At 64.7% G+C, this 12,502-nt stretch carries 16 protein-coding genes and 1 tRNA gene; 6 read left to right on the top strand and 11 right to left on the bottom strand.

Features of this window, described 5'->3' with window-relative positions; genetic code table 11:
- The first annotated feature begins 40 nt into the window (after window positions 1-40).
- Window positions 41-895 (top strand): Ku protein, encoded by an 855-nt coding sequence (locus tag BEP68_RS15085; protein ID WP_072591524.1) that lies wholly within the window; start codon window positions 41-43, stop codon window positions 893-895.
- A 27-nt stretch (window positions 896-922) separates the two neighbouring features.
- On the opposite strand, the gene BEP68_RS15080 is transcribed toward BEP68_RS15085, so the two are convergent.
- Both BEP68_RS15080 and BEP68_RS15075 read right to left on the bottom strand, forming a co-directional pair.
- The gene (locus BEP68_RS15080) at window positions 923-1,693 is read right to left on the bottom strand and encodes a DedA family protein (RefSeq protein WP_187250481.1); all 771 of its coding nucleotides are present in this window, start codon (window positions 1,691-1,693) and stop codon (window positions 923-925) included.
- Between the two features lie 66 nt (window positions 1,694-1,759).
- Window positions 1,760-1,841, bottom strand: a tRNA-Leu gene (locus BEP68_RS15075).
- A gap of 120 nt (window positions 1,842-1,961) precedes the next feature.
- Here BEP68_RS15075 and BEP68_RS18400 point away from each other — a divergent pair.
- Window positions 1,962-2,456, top strand: a complete 495-nt coding sequence (locus BEP68_RS18400; protein ID WP_187250480.1) for an ATPase, T2SS/T4P/T4SS family — start codon at window positions 1,962-1,964, stop codon at window positions 2,454-2,456.
- Here BEP68_RS18400 and BEP68_RS18455 read toward each other — a convergent pair.
- Window positions 2,453-2,650 (bottom strand): DUF3263 domain-containing protein, encoded by a 198-nt coding sequence (locus BEP68_RS18455; RefSeq protein WP_187250479.1) that lies wholly within the window; start codon window positions 2,648-2,650, stop codon window positions 2,453-2,455. The genes BEP68_RS18400 and BEP68_RS18455 overlap by 4 nt on opposite strands.
- An 880-nt stretch (window positions 2,651-3,530) precedes the next feature.
- On the opposite strand from BEP68_RS18455, the gene BEP68_RS15060 reads away from it, so the two are divergent.
- A complete protein-coding gene (locus BEP68_RS15060) occupies window positions 3,531-3,866 on the top strand; it encodes an ATP-dependent DNA ligase (protein ID WP_187250478.1) in 336 nt (111 codons plus the stop codon).
- An 83-nt stretch (window positions 3,867-3,949) separates the two neighbouring features.
- The gene (locus BEP68_RS15055) at window positions 3,950-4,201 is read left to right on the top strand and encodes a hypothetical protein (protein ID WP_187250477.1); all 252 of its coding nucleotides are present in this window, start codon (window positions 3,950-3,952) and stop codon (window positions 4,199-4,201) included.
- Between the two features lie 24 nt (window positions 4,202-4,225).
- Here the strand turns inward: BEP68_RS15055 and BEP68_RS15050 are convergent, their stop codons facing one another.
- Window positions 4,226-4,543, bottom strand: a complete 318-nt coding sequence (locus tag BEP68_RS15050) for a hypothetical protein (protein ID WP_187250476.1) — start codon at window positions 4,541-4,543, stop codon at window positions 4,226-4,228.
- A gap of 411 nt (window positions 4,544-4,954) precedes the next feature.
- Between BEP68_RS15050 and BEP68_RS15045 the strand changes: the two genes are divergently transcribed.
- Complete coding sequence (locus BEP68_RS15045) at window positions 4,955-6,769, top strand: hypothetical protein (RefSeq protein ID WP_187250475.1); 1,815 nt, start codon at window positions 4,955-4,957, stop codon at window positions 6,767-6,769.
- A gap of 87 nt (window positions 6,770-6,856) precedes the next feature.
- Window positions 6,857-7,456, top strand: a complete 600-nt coding sequence (locus tag BEP68_RS15040) for a hypothetical protein (RefSeq protein WP_187250474.1) — start codon at window positions 6,857-6,859, stop codon at window positions 7,454-7,456.
- 83 nt (window positions 7,457-7,539) lie between these two features.
- On the opposite strand, the gene BEP68_RS15035 is transcribed toward BEP68_RS15040, so the two are convergent.
- Genes BEP68_RS15035 through BEP68_RS15005 form a run of 7 tightly spaced genes read right to left on the bottom strand, consistent with a single transcriptional unit; the run spans window position 7,540 to window position 12,458 of the window.
- Window positions 7,540-7,980, bottom strand: coding sequence for a hypothetical protein (locus tag BEP68_RS15035; protein WP_187250473.1), 441 nt, complete (start codon window positions 7,978-7,980; stop codon window positions 7,540-7,542).
- A gap of 14 nt (window positions 7,981-7,994) precedes the next feature.
- Window positions 7,995-8,396, bottom strand: a complete 402-nt coding sequence (locus BEP68_RS15030) for a hypothetical protein (RefSeq protein ID WP_187250472.1) — start codon at window positions 8,394-8,396, stop codon at window positions 7,995-7,997.
- Complete coding sequence (locus BEP68_RS15025) at window positions 8,389-8,739, bottom strand: hypothetical protein (RefSeq protein ID WP_187250471.1); 351 nt, start codon at window positions 8,737-8,739, stop codon at window positions 8,389-8,391. The genes BEP68_RS15030 and BEP68_RS15025 overlap by 8 nt, the downstream gene beginning before the upstream one ends.
- A 59-nt stretch (window positions 8,740-8,798) precedes the next feature.
- Window positions 8,799-9,647 carry a hypothetical protein gene (locus BEP68_RS15020; protein WP_187250470.1) on the bottom strand — a complete coding sequence of 283 codons (849 nt, stop codon included), beginning with the start codon at window positions 9,645-9,647 and terminating at the stop codon, window positions 8,799-8,801.
- A gap of 10 nt (window positions 9,648-9,657) precedes the next feature.
- Window positions 9,658-10,386, bottom strand: a complete 729-nt coding sequence (locus BEP68_RS15015; protein ID WP_187250469.1) for a hypothetical protein — start codon at window positions 10,384-10,386, stop codon at window positions 9,658-9,660.
- A 9-nt stretch (window positions 10,387-10,395) separates the two neighbouring features.
- Window positions 10,396-11,976 (bottom strand): sialate O-acetylesterase, encoded by a 1,581-nt coding sequence (locus tag BEP68_RS15010; protein ID WP_187250468.1) that lies wholly within the window; start codon window positions 11,974-11,976, stop codon window positions 10,396-10,398.
- A gap of 2 nt (window positions 11,977-11,978) precedes the next feature.
- Window positions 11,979-12,458, bottom strand: coding sequence for a hypothetical protein (locus tag BEP68_RS15005; protein ID WP_187250467.1), 480 nt, complete (start codon window positions 12,456-12,458; stop codon window positions 11,979-11,981).
- Window positions 12,459-12,502 lie beyond the last annotated feature (44 nt).

Here is a 12,502-nt window from a genome sequence, read left to right as displayed (position 1 = left end):
GTACTGGCCGTGAGCCGCGCGGCTGGTGTTCACTGGGGTCATGAGAACGATCTGGAAAGGTGCGCTCACCTTCGGCCTCGTGAACGTGCCCGTCAAGGTGTATTCCGCCACCGAGGACCATGATGTGCCGCTGCACCAGGTGCACGAGAAGGACGGCGGCCGGATCCGGTACCAGCGCACCTGTGAGGTGTGCGGCGAGACCGTCGCCTACGCCGACATCGATCGCGCCTACGTCGAGGAAGGGCAGACGGTCGTGCTCACGAAGGACGATCTGGCGGCGCTGCCGGCGGAGAAGAGCCGCGAGATCGACGTCGTCGAGTTCGTGCCCTCCGACCAGGTCGATCTGCTGACCCTCGACAAGCCGTACTACCTCGAACCGGACTCCAAGTCACCGAAGGCGTATGTGCTGCTGCGCAAGACGCTCGAACAGACCGACCGCACGGCGATCGTGCGCTTCACGCTGCGACAGAAGACCCGACTGGCCGCACTCCGTGTGCGTGGCAAGGTGCTCGTGCTGCAGACGCTGCTGTGGGCCGACGAGGTGCGTGAGGCGGCGTTCCCGGTGCTCGACGAGGATGTGAGGATCTCGAAGAAGGAGCTCGAGCTCTCGGCATCCCTCGTAGACAGCTATTCGGCTGACTTCGATCCTGAGTCGTTCGTCGACGAGTACCAGAAGGAGTTGCGCACTCTGATCGATGCGAAGATCGAGGCGGGCGACACGTTCGATGTCGCGGACACCTTCGGCGAGGCCGAGGGCGATGCCAAGAGCGGTGAGGTCATCGACCTGATGGAGGCGCTGCGCGCCAGTGTGGCTCGCACCAAGGCCGCTCGGTCGGAGTCGACCGGCGACAAGGCGAGCACGAAGAAGAGCCCGAGCAAGAAGAAGGCGGGCTGAGACAGCGCGCCTTCTTCTGCACCGAGATCAGTGCTTGCCGTCTCCGTCGAAGTCCGGAGCACGGTCGAAGACCTCGGGGTCGAGGGCGAGTTCTTCGGCCTCGGTGGCGTCTGTCTCACCCTCGCCGGCCGCGGCTTCCTTCTTCGCCTTGTGACGCTCGGACAGGTAGTGCCAGAGCGTGATGAGTGCCGTGCCGCCGACGGCAGCGAGCAGGATCAGGTCGATGTAGCTCTCGACGAAGTGCGCGACCGGCGGGATGAAGCCGATGGCGTACCCGAACATCGTCAGACCGAAGCCCCAGAGGATCGCACCGATGAGGTTGTACAGCGTGTAGCGGCGCCATGGCATGTGGCCCACGCCGGCGGCGACCGGGGCGAAGGTGCGCACGATCGGCACGAAGCGGGCGAGGATGACGGTGATGCCGCCGAAACGCTCGAAGAAGGCGTTCGTCCGCTCGACGTTCTTCTTGCTGAACAGGCCCGATTCCTTGCGTTCGAAGACTGCGGGTCCGCCCTTGTGGCCGATGAGGTAGCCGACCTCACCGCCGACGAACGCCGAGAGCCCGATGAGCAGCGCGACGATCCACACGTTGATGCCGAACACCCCGTGCTCCGAACCCGCGATCGGGTGCGACAGGAGTCCTGAGATCACGAGCAGCGTGTCGCCAGGAAGCAGGAACCCGACCAGAAGGCCCGTCTCCGCGAAGACGATGAAGCACACCACGAGAAGCGCCCAGGGGCCGGCCGAGCCGATGATCGTGGCGGGGTCGAGCCAGGGGATGAGAGCGGCGTGATGCATGGATTTCCCGTCGTCGTGCGCTGTGCGGCGGTCAAGTCGTCTATCGCAGGGGGTGCGACAGATCGGTGCGGAAGGTGGGACTTGAACCCACACGCCCTAGGGCACAGGAACCTAAATCCTGCGTGTCTGCCAATTTCACCACTCCCGCGCGCTGGGATAAGTCTACTGATCGGGGGATCGTGCGTTGCTGGGGATCCGCCCGCAGGAGCACCGCCGCCGCTGTGGATAACTCCGGCGCGTGTCACCCGATCCTTGCGAGGATGCTCGGGTGATCCAGCCCTCCGTCCTCGTCGCCGAGCGCGTTCGTCAGCGGCTCCGCGCCGAAGGAACGGACCCGACGTTCGAGTCCTCGGCAGCGCGCTCGGTCACGCTGGCCGAGGTGCGCAAGTTCAACGATCTGGCGCTGGCGCGGGGCGCGGCGGTGATCGACGACGAAGCAGCATGCGTGCGTGACGTGCTCGCGGCGGTCAGCGGCTTCGGGCCGTTGCAGTCGCTCCTCGACGACCCTGAGATCGAGGAGATCTGGCTCAACGGCCCCGAGAGCATCCACGTCGCACGCGGAGGGGTCGCCGAGCGGATCGAGATGCGTCTCACGGAATCGTCGTTGCGCGATCTCATCGAGCGGATGCTGCAGTCGACAGGGCGCCGTGTCGACATCAGTCAGCCGTTCGTGGATGCGTCTCTTCCTGATGGCGCGCGACTGCATGTCGCGATCGCGGATGTCGTCCGCGGATCGTGGTCCGTCAACACGGGCAATAACTAACTACGAGTCCGCTCCCGCACCCGACGCGCCGTGATCGGATCGGATGCGATGCCGTCCGCCGACGCTGCCGCGCGCACCAGCAGCTGGTAGTAACGGGCCTCGGACAATCCGAGCGAGTGTCGAATCGCGGCGTTCTTCGTCGGTGTGTGCCGTGGGTAGGCGGATTCAAAGGCGAGGAGATCAGCAGGCGTCACGGTTCCGATCCTCTGACGGACCACCGACACTCGATCGTGTCCGCGCGAGCGCGTACACTCGACAGGTCTCGGCCGGAGAAAGACTCCCGGCCATGCCCCGACGACTATCGCCCGACGTGCTGCTCAGCATCACCCTCGACGCAATCTGCTCCCGCAATCGGTACTGCACCGACCCGGCACCCGTAATCGCTGAGCTTTACGCGGCGGTCGGAGATCGGCTCGACCTCCTGACAGAGTCGGTCGGGACATGGGTCGGCTTCTTCGAAGACGCAGAGACCCGCACTCTGTGCACCGCACTGCGCCAGCTCCCCGGATTGGAGCCGTGGATTGCGGTCGGCGCGAACCGCCGCGCGCAGCCCGACCACCGCACCCCTATCGCCCACCCCGGTGCATCGTGGCCGAAACTCGGGCCGGGGCGAGACCAAAGAGTGTCGCCCGTCGGCTCTGGCCCGAACTCAGCCGACGGGCGACCAGAGCAGGGTGAGGAGTGCCCCAGCACCTCGCCCATAGTGCTCTTCAAGGCAGGATACGACCGCCCGCGTGGAGTGTCCACAGCTGGGGTGGTTATCCGGGCCAGCGAGGCATAGCCTGTTAGGACGTTGCCCGGACCCTGTAACGGACCCCGGTCGAGTCCCCAGTTCGGCCGGTGACAGAAAGCCCCCGGCAACTTCCCCAGAGTGGTCGGGGGTTCTTCCTGAGCAGCTGAACCCCCGCTGCGATCGACTTACGGCTATGGTTGCGACGAGGCCTTGATCGTTTCGGTCTCATGTCGGCGGAGTCCCCAGCGATGCCGGTAGGTGTCCCGGCGAGTCACCCCAGGTTAGTCCAGGCACCATTCCATCGTTCGCAGGTGGCGCATCACGGTCGCGAAGGAGATGACATGGGTAAGTTCATCTACGAAGGCAGCGTCAAGGTCGACATCGACGACCGGGCGCTCAGGCACCTCCAGATGGTGATTACCGCGAAACTGCGTCGAGGCGAGCCCTTCGCTTTCACATGGAAAGACGACATCAGCACAGGAAATGGCCGGGTTACGGTCTGGGTGCACGGCGCAAGCTCGATCGTGTACAGGTACACGGATGCGCCCCAGCCCGAACTCAACCGTGCATGGACCGACGCTCTCGCTATGACTGCCAGCTCCCCGACTGGCCTATATCTCGTTCCGGAACCTGCCGAGCGGCCCGCGGATGGAGCACAGGAGGTCATCCTCGCGTAGCGTCTGCTCGAGCTACATGCAAGCCCCTCAAATTCGCCAGTATGACGCGGATACCGTCGCCGGTGGCTGAGAGGACAGAGCAGGTGTGGACCCAGATCGAGATCGACAATAGACACTATTTCTTGCACGCAGATCAAGACGTCGACATAGTCAAGTCGATGATTGAAGCTGCAGTCGTGGCGGCACCGGCCTTCGTCACGCTTACCGGCGTAGAACAGACCATCAGCGTCCTAGTTCAACCCACCACCCGCGTCGTCATCGCGCATGACCACTACACGCATGTAGAACCCGATGTTTCCCCTCCGGTCTCGCCCTACGAGGACTGGGAGTTCTAAGCGGTGCGATCTAGCTTTCGATCCTTATTCTGACTCGGGAGTCTCGATCATCTCGTCGACGAGCATGATTCCACCCGTGGAGCTCGCGGACTGCATGAGCTCCTCGATCCACCTCATGTTGAGCTGCGGAGCCTCCGGGTCTTCGAACGTGAAACGAAGCGGGATTGACGGGTGGATCCAAATCGTCGACCGCCCCACCGGGTCGCCCTCGGGATGCACCCATGACAGCGTGAAGCTCTCGTTTCTGCGGAGCTTCGTTGCGATTACGACCTTCAGGTGCGCTAGCGCACGATCGTCGATGTGCACCGGATCATTCGCTGCACCGTAGTGGAGAGTCGCCATAGCACTCACCATAGTGCGGAGTATCGGTGCCCAGAGAGCGAGCGACAGCCCGCCCCGATCGCATGTCAGCTTGCGTCGTCGCGCTTGTGCGTGCCGGTATATTGGCGTGCATGGATCTCGTTTGCGCCCAATGTGGTTCGGAGCTCGTGTACGTGGAGTTCAACGGTGCTCACGTTCCCAAGCGGTGCTCGAACGACCGCTGCCCCAACTCTGACGACGACGCGGACTTTGTGTGGACAGCGAAGCGAGCCGATTGGCAGCCTGACCTCGTCGACTGAGGCCCGCACGATATCCCCGCGGCTCGGCGAATGACTGACCCGAGCCTGTCATATGCTTGCCGGAGCGCCGCGTCGTCGCGGGTGCAATCTGAGAGAGCCTGCGTCGGCTCAAGACGCTCACGGGGGAGCATCGTTGTCGAACTACATATTCATCGTTGCGAACGACGCTGCCCAGCCGACGGTCCACGGTTGGCTTGAGAAGCACCGAAGTACCGTCGGGGCTCCAGAAAACGAAGTCCGCAGCCAAGCGGTCGCTCCCGGCATTTCTCTGACGATCGTCAGCCACGACCTGGGCAATAGTCTCGACGTCTCGAGCGCCACCTTCTTCAAGGGGCACATGATCGACGAGCGCACCGGCTCCGTAGTGTTCGGGCTCACGGGGTGGAAGGCCTACGCCGCGAAGCACCTGATCGCCCCAGCGGCCTACGGCGGCCAGTTCCTCCGCGCCCGGTGGGATCAACGAAACGTCACGTTCACCCGCGACGCGTTCGGGATGCTGCCACTCGTGCATACCCAGGGGAATGGATACGTTGCCGTGTCCGATTCCATGCTCGCGCTCACCGATCTCCGCCAGCACATGGGTGATCGGATCACGCCTCACGAAGAGGTGCTTCTCTCGCGGGCTTTGCTGGCCGTGTACGGCGGTCAGCAGCTCAGCCCCGACACCTACGTCGAGCAGATCAAATTCGTTCCAGCGCGTCAGACGCTTCGTGTGAGCTTGGGCCAGACGCCAGCGGCGACCGCGTCCGGTGGCGCGATGGACGGGTTGCACCTGAACTCAGGCGAGACCTACCGGGATGCTCTCCGCACGAGCGCCGAGAACATCGCACGGACCATGGCGACGTTCATGGAACTCGGCGACTGGAAGCCCGCGCTCAGCTTCTCAGGCGGCTACGACTCGCGAGTGCCTCTCGCAGGCGCGATAGCGGCTGGCATCGCGGGCGACATGCAGATCAACACCCAGAACACGCAACCACACCACGCCGACGACTTCGCGGTCGCGACGCTCGTCGCGGAGCGATTTGGGCTGACCCTGAACGGCCGCTCCACCGCCGGCAGGCTTTCCGATCGCACCTACAAGGCCACGCCGCTGATGATGTGGGGTCTCGCAGACCTTGGCATGTACGACTACATGACCCGGCCAAAGTCCGTGCGGAACCCGATCAAGCACATCAACCTGACGGGGATGGGCGGCGAGGTGACTCGAGGCAACTACGGGTGGCGCTCCTGGCCGGCGATCGTCGAGGCCTTCACAAACCCGCACCCAGCGGTCGCCGCCGCGCTCTACGAGCAAGGCGTCAGTGGACTGAAAGCCGTCGGTGCCGACCCGACGATCAGGCGTGCCTCGGAACTTCACTACGGGAACTACCGCTTTGCCCTGCATGGGGGCACCGGAAGACCTCTGCAGATGCTGGGGTTCGCGCCGCTGCTGCAGAACAAGCTCGTCGCACTGGCGCACTCCGCGAAGAACGAGCTCCCCTATCCGACCAGCTACCAGCCCTCTATCGTCAACGACGTTTGCATCGCGCTGAACCCTGAGCTGGCAGCAATGCCCTACGACAAGGGGAAACCGGGGCGGGCGACAAAGGATCTCTCGCCGGCCTACATCGAGGGGCGGCTCAAAGTCCTGGGCGGGCCGATCGACGCGTCGAATCTGTCACCGTATGCAGTGTTCGGCACGCCTGATGACGTGCCCGCGGGTCCACCAGAGTTCATGCTCAACATCGCTCGCACCCGCGGTCTTGACCGGCCGATGAATAACGCGACCGTCCTCGAGATGGGCGCGAAGGGCGTTGATCTACTCGAGTCCGAACCGCTGCGATCGATCTACGCGCGCATCTATGCCAACGGAAAGTGGCGACTCGAAGAGAAACGATTCTCGCTCATCGGTGCGGGGAAGGACTCCCCTGTGAAGGGTGTTGTCCTACAGACGCTTTTCGGCTCTTGATGAACCGTCTCTCCGGCACTAAAGCACGAAATCCCAGCTCGAACACGGCTAGACCGAGTACGTGGTGACGTACTACATGGAGGCATGATGGAACAACATCACGCGGAACTCTACGCCCTGGAGGTCCAGCGCCAGTACAGCTTTGCCAGCATCGCCTATCAGTCATTGCGATCGGAGCTTCTTAACCGTGGCCCAGACTGGCAGTTGCGTGCATTCGCTGCCGCGCAAGCAATTCTTACCTCTGCAGCGCAGACCTCGAAGCTGTTCTGGCCGTTCCCGCCGGATTCAGACCAGTCGGATCGTGTCAAACGTGCGATCGCGCGAGGCGAGTACTTGCAAGAGATAATCGGACCCGATCCCGTGCTGATGAGTCGCAACGTCCGTAACTCGGTTGAGCACTACGACGACCGGCTCGACGCGTTCTTCTCGAAGGACACCACTTCGGGGCTCTACGAGAGCCTGATTGGCTCGAAAGCATCGAAATACGCCCACGGAAAAGTGGTGTGGCTCAGACACCTTGACCCGGAGACGATGGTTTACTCGTTCCTGGGCAAGGAGGTCCATCTCGAAAAGCTGGTGGTGGCCATGCGGGAGGCATCCGCCGCGGCCAATCGCTGGATCGATGGGCCCTCGCTCACGGCTCTCCTTCAGGAGGAAGCGGCAAGAGTCGCCCAGCTCGACGAATAGTAGAGAACCGTCCGTCCTGAATGACGAAAGACCCCCGCCCGGCCCGAAGGCTAGGTGGGGGTCTTTTCGCGTGGCGCGTGTGATCAGATCAGATCGCGGCGAAGCTTCTCGCCGACGACGCTCGCGATCTCTGAGGCGTCGCCGTTCTCGGCGTAGACGTTGACGACGACGGGCTGCAGCTTCGGATCGCGATTCTCCGGCACGACGATCGCATTCGGGTCGAAGAGCTCCTGAGCCTTCTCGGCGGCGCCGACCGGCTTCCAGAGACCGTAGTGCAACCCGACAGCGACAAGGAACGTCGGCAGCGCGAGGAGGAGACCCTGGCCGATGTCGTAGGTCGTGCCTGCCGTCATGGCCGCGCCAAGCTCGACGAGCAACGACGTGAGCAGCGAGAAGGCGGCGAGCAGCACGGCCCTCACCCCTGGGCGGGTGACCGTCTTGGTGACGAGACCGACGAGCAGCGGGAGAACGGTGGAGACGAGAAGCTGAATCACCAGCGCCACGTCGAGATTGAATTCGATCATGATGACCTCCTAGGTCAGCTGGCCCGGCGGCGAATCCACGCGGGCGGGATGGTGTCTTCGATCTCCGCGATGTCTGCGGGGTCGAGGTTGGGGGTGTCGCCTCCCGGCCACTGGTCGAACAGCGCTCGGAGGATGCGAGCGACGGCCTGCATCTTGCGGGTGTCTTCCTTGCGCACTTCGGTCAACTGGTTCTCGATGCCGGAGAGCTTCTCGTCAGTCGCGGTGAGATCCGCGCGCAGGCGTCGGTTCTCGTCGACCAGCTCCTGCCAGCCGGGGAACTGCTTCTCGAGGCGCGCGGCCTCAGCAGCGGCGTCGGCGGCGACTCGCTCGCGGCGTTTGCCTGCGAGAAGGAACCACCCGCCGAGGAGCGAGACGATCGTGCCTGGCAGAACGTACTGGAAGATCAGCTCAAGCATCGGACCCCCCTCGACGGATCAGGGTCACTATCCGGGTCGTGGGGAAGACGAGGAACCCCAGAGCGATCACCGAGTAGGCGAGGCGTTCGATGTCACCGCCGAAGATCAGCACGACGGGAGCGAACGCGTAGACGGCGAGGAGCGCAACCACGCACGTGGCGCCGGCGAACTCGATCCGCCACCACTTCTTTCGCGTGGAGCCGATCGTCGCCACGGTGCCGGTCAGCACCATGCCGAGCGCCCAGAACGATGAGTACGAAGCCGAAGTGACCTGATCCAGCGTCGGGGCAGTGGCGATCGCGACCGCAAGCCCCAGGAGCGTGGTGAAGACGTACTTCGTCACCATCGATCCTCGGGGTATCACGATCGGGTCGTCGGCCCACCGCCGCAGCCGCTCACGCATCAGCTCGCGAGCTCTGCGATGTACGCGGCCGTCTCCGCCGAGGTCACCTCGACGCGAGCGATCCTCGATCGGCCGGCGTTGGTAGCCGACCAGAGTGCACCAACGGACACGATGCCCGTGAGCGGGTCGAGGACGACGAACGATCCGCCGCGGATGTCCCAGATGTGCAGATCGCACGCGAAGCTGCGGAGCACGGAGGGCAGTCGCTGAATCGGGATGTCGGTCCATCGGTCGTCGGCGGTGCAGACGTTCTTCATCCACTCGGGGTCGTCGGCGTCAATCAGGTGCCGAAGGTGACCGTTTCCGATGATGGCGTGGTGCTTCACGCCGTTGCCGTCAGTGATTCGTGCGGCGATCATGTCGTCCTCCTCGGGGACAGGTGCAGTGTTGGCACCGCCGGCGGATGCCGGGGCGCCGATCGTTCCGAGCGGACCCCAGAAGGTCCAGTGCCACCACTCGCGGAAGCCCATGCCCTCGCAGGTGATGTTGTGACGCTTCGCGAGCACCTGGGCTCGCCGGTGCGCGGCGGTGTTCGAGCTGTACGGCGCGCGGAGGTCGTTCGCGCGCCGCTTCTCGTGGTTGCTGGTGTCGGGGATGCCGACCGAATCCGGATGGATCTGGTACCAGGTGCGGCCCTGCCAGCGCTTCGTGCCGTACACGCGGCGATTCCCCGGCGTGAGCGTCATCCGCTCGTACCAGATCCGCAGCTGATCGGCCGGCTCACGGTCGCCCGACCGCGAGGTCATCGGCGGGTAGCCCTCGGCGACCAGGTCGTCAGAGAGCGCGCCGAAGGCGTCGCGGGTGCCGGATGCGAGGTTGTACGCGCCGTCACTGAATTGCAGAGTCATCGGGCGCCTCTCACTGGATGAACGAGTAGTGGGTCTTCATCGCGTTGTGGAACTGCGTGAAGTGGGAAGCGACGAGGCCCTCGTTCCACAGCGCGAGCTCGAACACGTTGCCGAGCCAGTTGACGCCGGAGCCGATCGTCCCGAGGAAGAACCGGGCGAAGCCGCCGATATCGCCCGCGCCGACGGCGAAGTTCACGCCGTTGAGCATCGCTACGGCCCCGGCGGTGCGCTGGGAGAACCCGAAGGTGAAGAACTGGCCCGGGAGGATCGAGTCCGCCGAGGCGACCTTCACGTCCGCAGTCCCGATGCGGTCGAACAGCATCTTGCCGCTCGTCTCTTTCGAGATCTTCCCGTCCGACACGTTGACGCTCGACGACAGTGCGATGAGCCCGTAGCGCGTCGCCTCGAGCGCCGCCGGAGAGAGACGCGCCACGCCGCAGATCGTCCCGCGCGAGGACGGGAGGGGCGAGCCGGACGCGATCTGCAGGCCGTTGGACCCGTCGAAAGCGACCGACTTGTACCCGGCGACCGTGGCAAGGGATGCCCCGCCGCCTGTGAGGTTGCCGGCGCCGTTCGTCTCGCGCCACGTGGTGACCAGGGATCCTGCTTCGCCCGTGAGATCGTCGGCGAGCCACCGGTAAGGGGTTTCGCCTCCCGCCGGGATCACGCCGACACCGTGAGGCATCGTCGGCAGGGTGGGGTCGGTGAAGGTGATGTCCAGCTTGTTGTCGATCGTCATTTCGGCCTCCTAGCCGGTCACCACTGCGGGCATGGTTGAGCCCACCGCGTTGGTCACGGTGATGCGGAATGCCACGGCTGTTGCCGTGGGAACGGGTGCTGTGGCCCGGGAGCCGTGCATGGTGTCGACCGTCGCGGCTGTCCATGTCGCTGCGGTCGGGTTGGCGGGGTCGTAGTTCGTGGAGAACTCCGCGAGCAGTGCTGTGACTCGGCACATCGGGCGATCCCACTCGACGGTGGCCGTGCCACCGCTCCGGCTGACGCGCATGTGCAGCGGGGCGACCGGCTCGTTGGTGGCCGTGTTCGCGAGAGCTTCCATGAATCCCTCGCGTGCCATGCGGCCAGCGCGTTCAATCTGCCCCGCGTAGGAGTAGTGCACGGTCTGGTTGTAGCGGTGACCGTTTGTCGGCCCCCACACGAACCCGACCCGCTCCAGGCGGCGAGGGGTGTCTGCGAGCGCACGGGCGATGTGCTCGAAGTCGGGGTGATCGGAGTGCATCTCGGGCGTCATCGAGCCGACGATCACGGGAAGCGTGGGCGTGTTCCACGCGGTCCGTGCTGCCGTGATCAGATCGTCCAGCTTCGCCGCGTACTGCTCCTGAGTCAGACCGCCGTCGGCCTCGCCCTGCGACCAGACGAGCGCGACGATCCGAGAGCCTGGGCCCGCCGCAGCCAGTGCAGCGTTCGCTGCAGAGACCATCATGCTGAACCGGTTCTTGGTGTCCGCGGTCAGCGTCCTGTCCCATGTGCCGTTCGCGAAGTAGCGATAGCCCTCGGGTGCCGGCTGGATGCTGGTCGTGGTGAAACCGATCGAACCCACACCCGTCGGGACGAGAAGGACGCGGCGGCCTGTACGAGCTGCATGCTTCGCGTATGCGCGGACGAACTCCGCCCCGAGGAAGACCTTGCTCGCCGCGAGCGGAACGATCTGCCCGCCTTCCCACACGAACAGTCGCGAGTCCTCCTCGCGGAAGGCTGGCAGCACGAGGTAGCCGGCCTCGTCAGCGTTGGACTGGCCGGCGCACACGCCGAGGTCGTAGCCCGCGACGCTCGTGCCACCGCCACCGACGAGAGAAGCGATGCGATTGATGACGTGGGGCAGGAGACGGCCATCTTCGCCGATCGCGAGATCCGACATGCGGCCGAGGGCGTCCGTGATTGCCCACGCGACACCTGACCCCCGGGCGCCGATCTTGGTGACGAAACGTTGATTGCCGAGCATGAGCTGATCGATGCGCGCGAGGGGCAGGTGCTGTGTGCCGTCCTTCGCGAGGATGCCGCGGGACATACGACCGAGCCGATCGGTCTCGCGCAGTGCGTACGCGGAGTCTGCCGGCCACTGGTTCGGGGAAGGGATGAACGGGTCGACGAACCGGGCAATGCCCGCCTCGGAGAGTGCCTCTCCGACGAGCTCTTCGGACTGCGCCTCGAGCGCAGCGATGATTGCGGGGTTGTCCGCGATCACCCCGGCGGCGACGGTGCCGAGCACCGTCTCGAGAGCAGCGCGGAAGGCGGAGTTCGATGCCTTGGTGATCGTCGCCATTGATTCGTCGGTGGCGAACCGGACGCGGGGTGCCTTGACCAGGACCATTTTCAGACCTCCACGAGCGTTCCTTCGGGCACCCACGGCTGCCAGAAGCCGTCAGCGCTGCCCGAGATGTCGACGTACAGCACGTCATTTCGGATGAGCAGGAAGATCGGCGGGTCGCCGAATCCGTAGTAGTAGGCGCCGAACGCCGGGACGACGCCCGGGAGTTCGTCGATGGGTCCGCCGTTGGCCGGGTGGAAGGGCGCCCACTCGCACGTTTCGCGGGCGCGGTTCGTCGGCTCGTCGGCACCGTCGTCGATGAGCCAGTCCATGAAGGGCTGGTAGATGAGGCCCGGCACCGATTCGAGCTGCACGGACCCGACTCCCGTGACGGGGTCGAGGGTGCCCCACACCTCACGGTCGGTCATCAGGCCGCTGTCAGTGCTGGTCGTCAGCGGGCGAAACCCGACCCTCGGTTGCGCCGAGGCGGGCACAACCTTGCGGTTGTTGTCCCAGGCGGTGTAGGTCACGGTGACGAGCGTCATTTCCCCTCCTGGGGTCTTGTTTTGTATTTACGTTTGTATGTACA

This window comes from Microbacterium sp. 4-7 (assembly GCF_014332665.1).
Classification (GTDB): Bacteria; Actinomycetota; Actinomycetes; order Actinomycetales; family Microbacteriaceae; genus Microbacterium.
The sequence above is the reverse complement of the archived record's forward strand: the minus strand, read 5'-3'. Positions and strand labels throughout refer to the sequence as shown.

Excerpts from the sequence above, each read along its gene's own strand:
- BEP68_RS15085 (WP_072591524.1), top strand. The coding sequence starts at position 41 with ATGAGAACGATCTGGAAAGGTGCGCTCACCTTCGGCCTCGTGAACGTG.
- BEP68_RS15050 (WP_187250476.1), bottom strand. The coding sequence starts at position 4,543 with ATGGCGACTCTCCACTACGGTGCAGCGAATGATCCGGTGCACATCGAC.
- BEP68_RS15010 (WP_187250468.1), bottom strand. The coding sequence starts at position 11,976 with ATGGTCCTGGTCAAGGCACCCCGCGTCCGGTTCGCCACCGACGAATCA.
- BEP68_RS15005 (WP_187250467.1), bottom strand. The coding sequence starts at position 12,458 with ATGACGCTCGTCACCGTGACCTACACCGCCTGGGACAACAACCGCAAG.
- BEP68_RS15060 (WP_187250478.1), top strand. The coding sequence starts at position 3,531 with ATGGGTAAGTTCATCTACGAAGGCAGCGTCAAGGTCGACATCGACGAC.
- BEP68_RS15030 (WP_187250472.1), bottom strand. The coding sequence starts at position 8,396 with ATGCTTGAGCTGATCTTCCAGTACGTTCTGCCAGGCACGATCGTCTCG.
- BEP68_RS15020 (WP_187250470.1), bottom strand. The coding sequence starts at position 9,647 with ATGACTCTGCAATTCAGTGACGGCGCGTACAACCTCGCATCCGGCACC.
- BEP68_RS15015 (WP_187250469.1), bottom strand. The coding sequence starts at position 10,386 with ATGACGATCGACAACAAGCTGGACATCACCTTCACCGACCCCACCCTG.
- BEP68_RS15080 (WP_187250481.1), bottom strand. The coding sequence starts at position 1,693 with ATGCATCACGCCGCTCTCATCCCCTGGCTCGACCCCGCCACGATCATC.
- BEP68_RS15035 (WP_187250473.1), bottom strand. The coding sequence starts at position 7,980 with ATGATCGAATTCAATCTCGACGTGGCGCTGGTGATTCAGCTTCTCGTC.
- BEP68_RS15040 (WP_187250474.1), top strand. The coding sequence starts at position 6,857 with ATGGAACAACATCACGCGGAACTCTACGCCCTGGAGGTCCAGCGCCAG.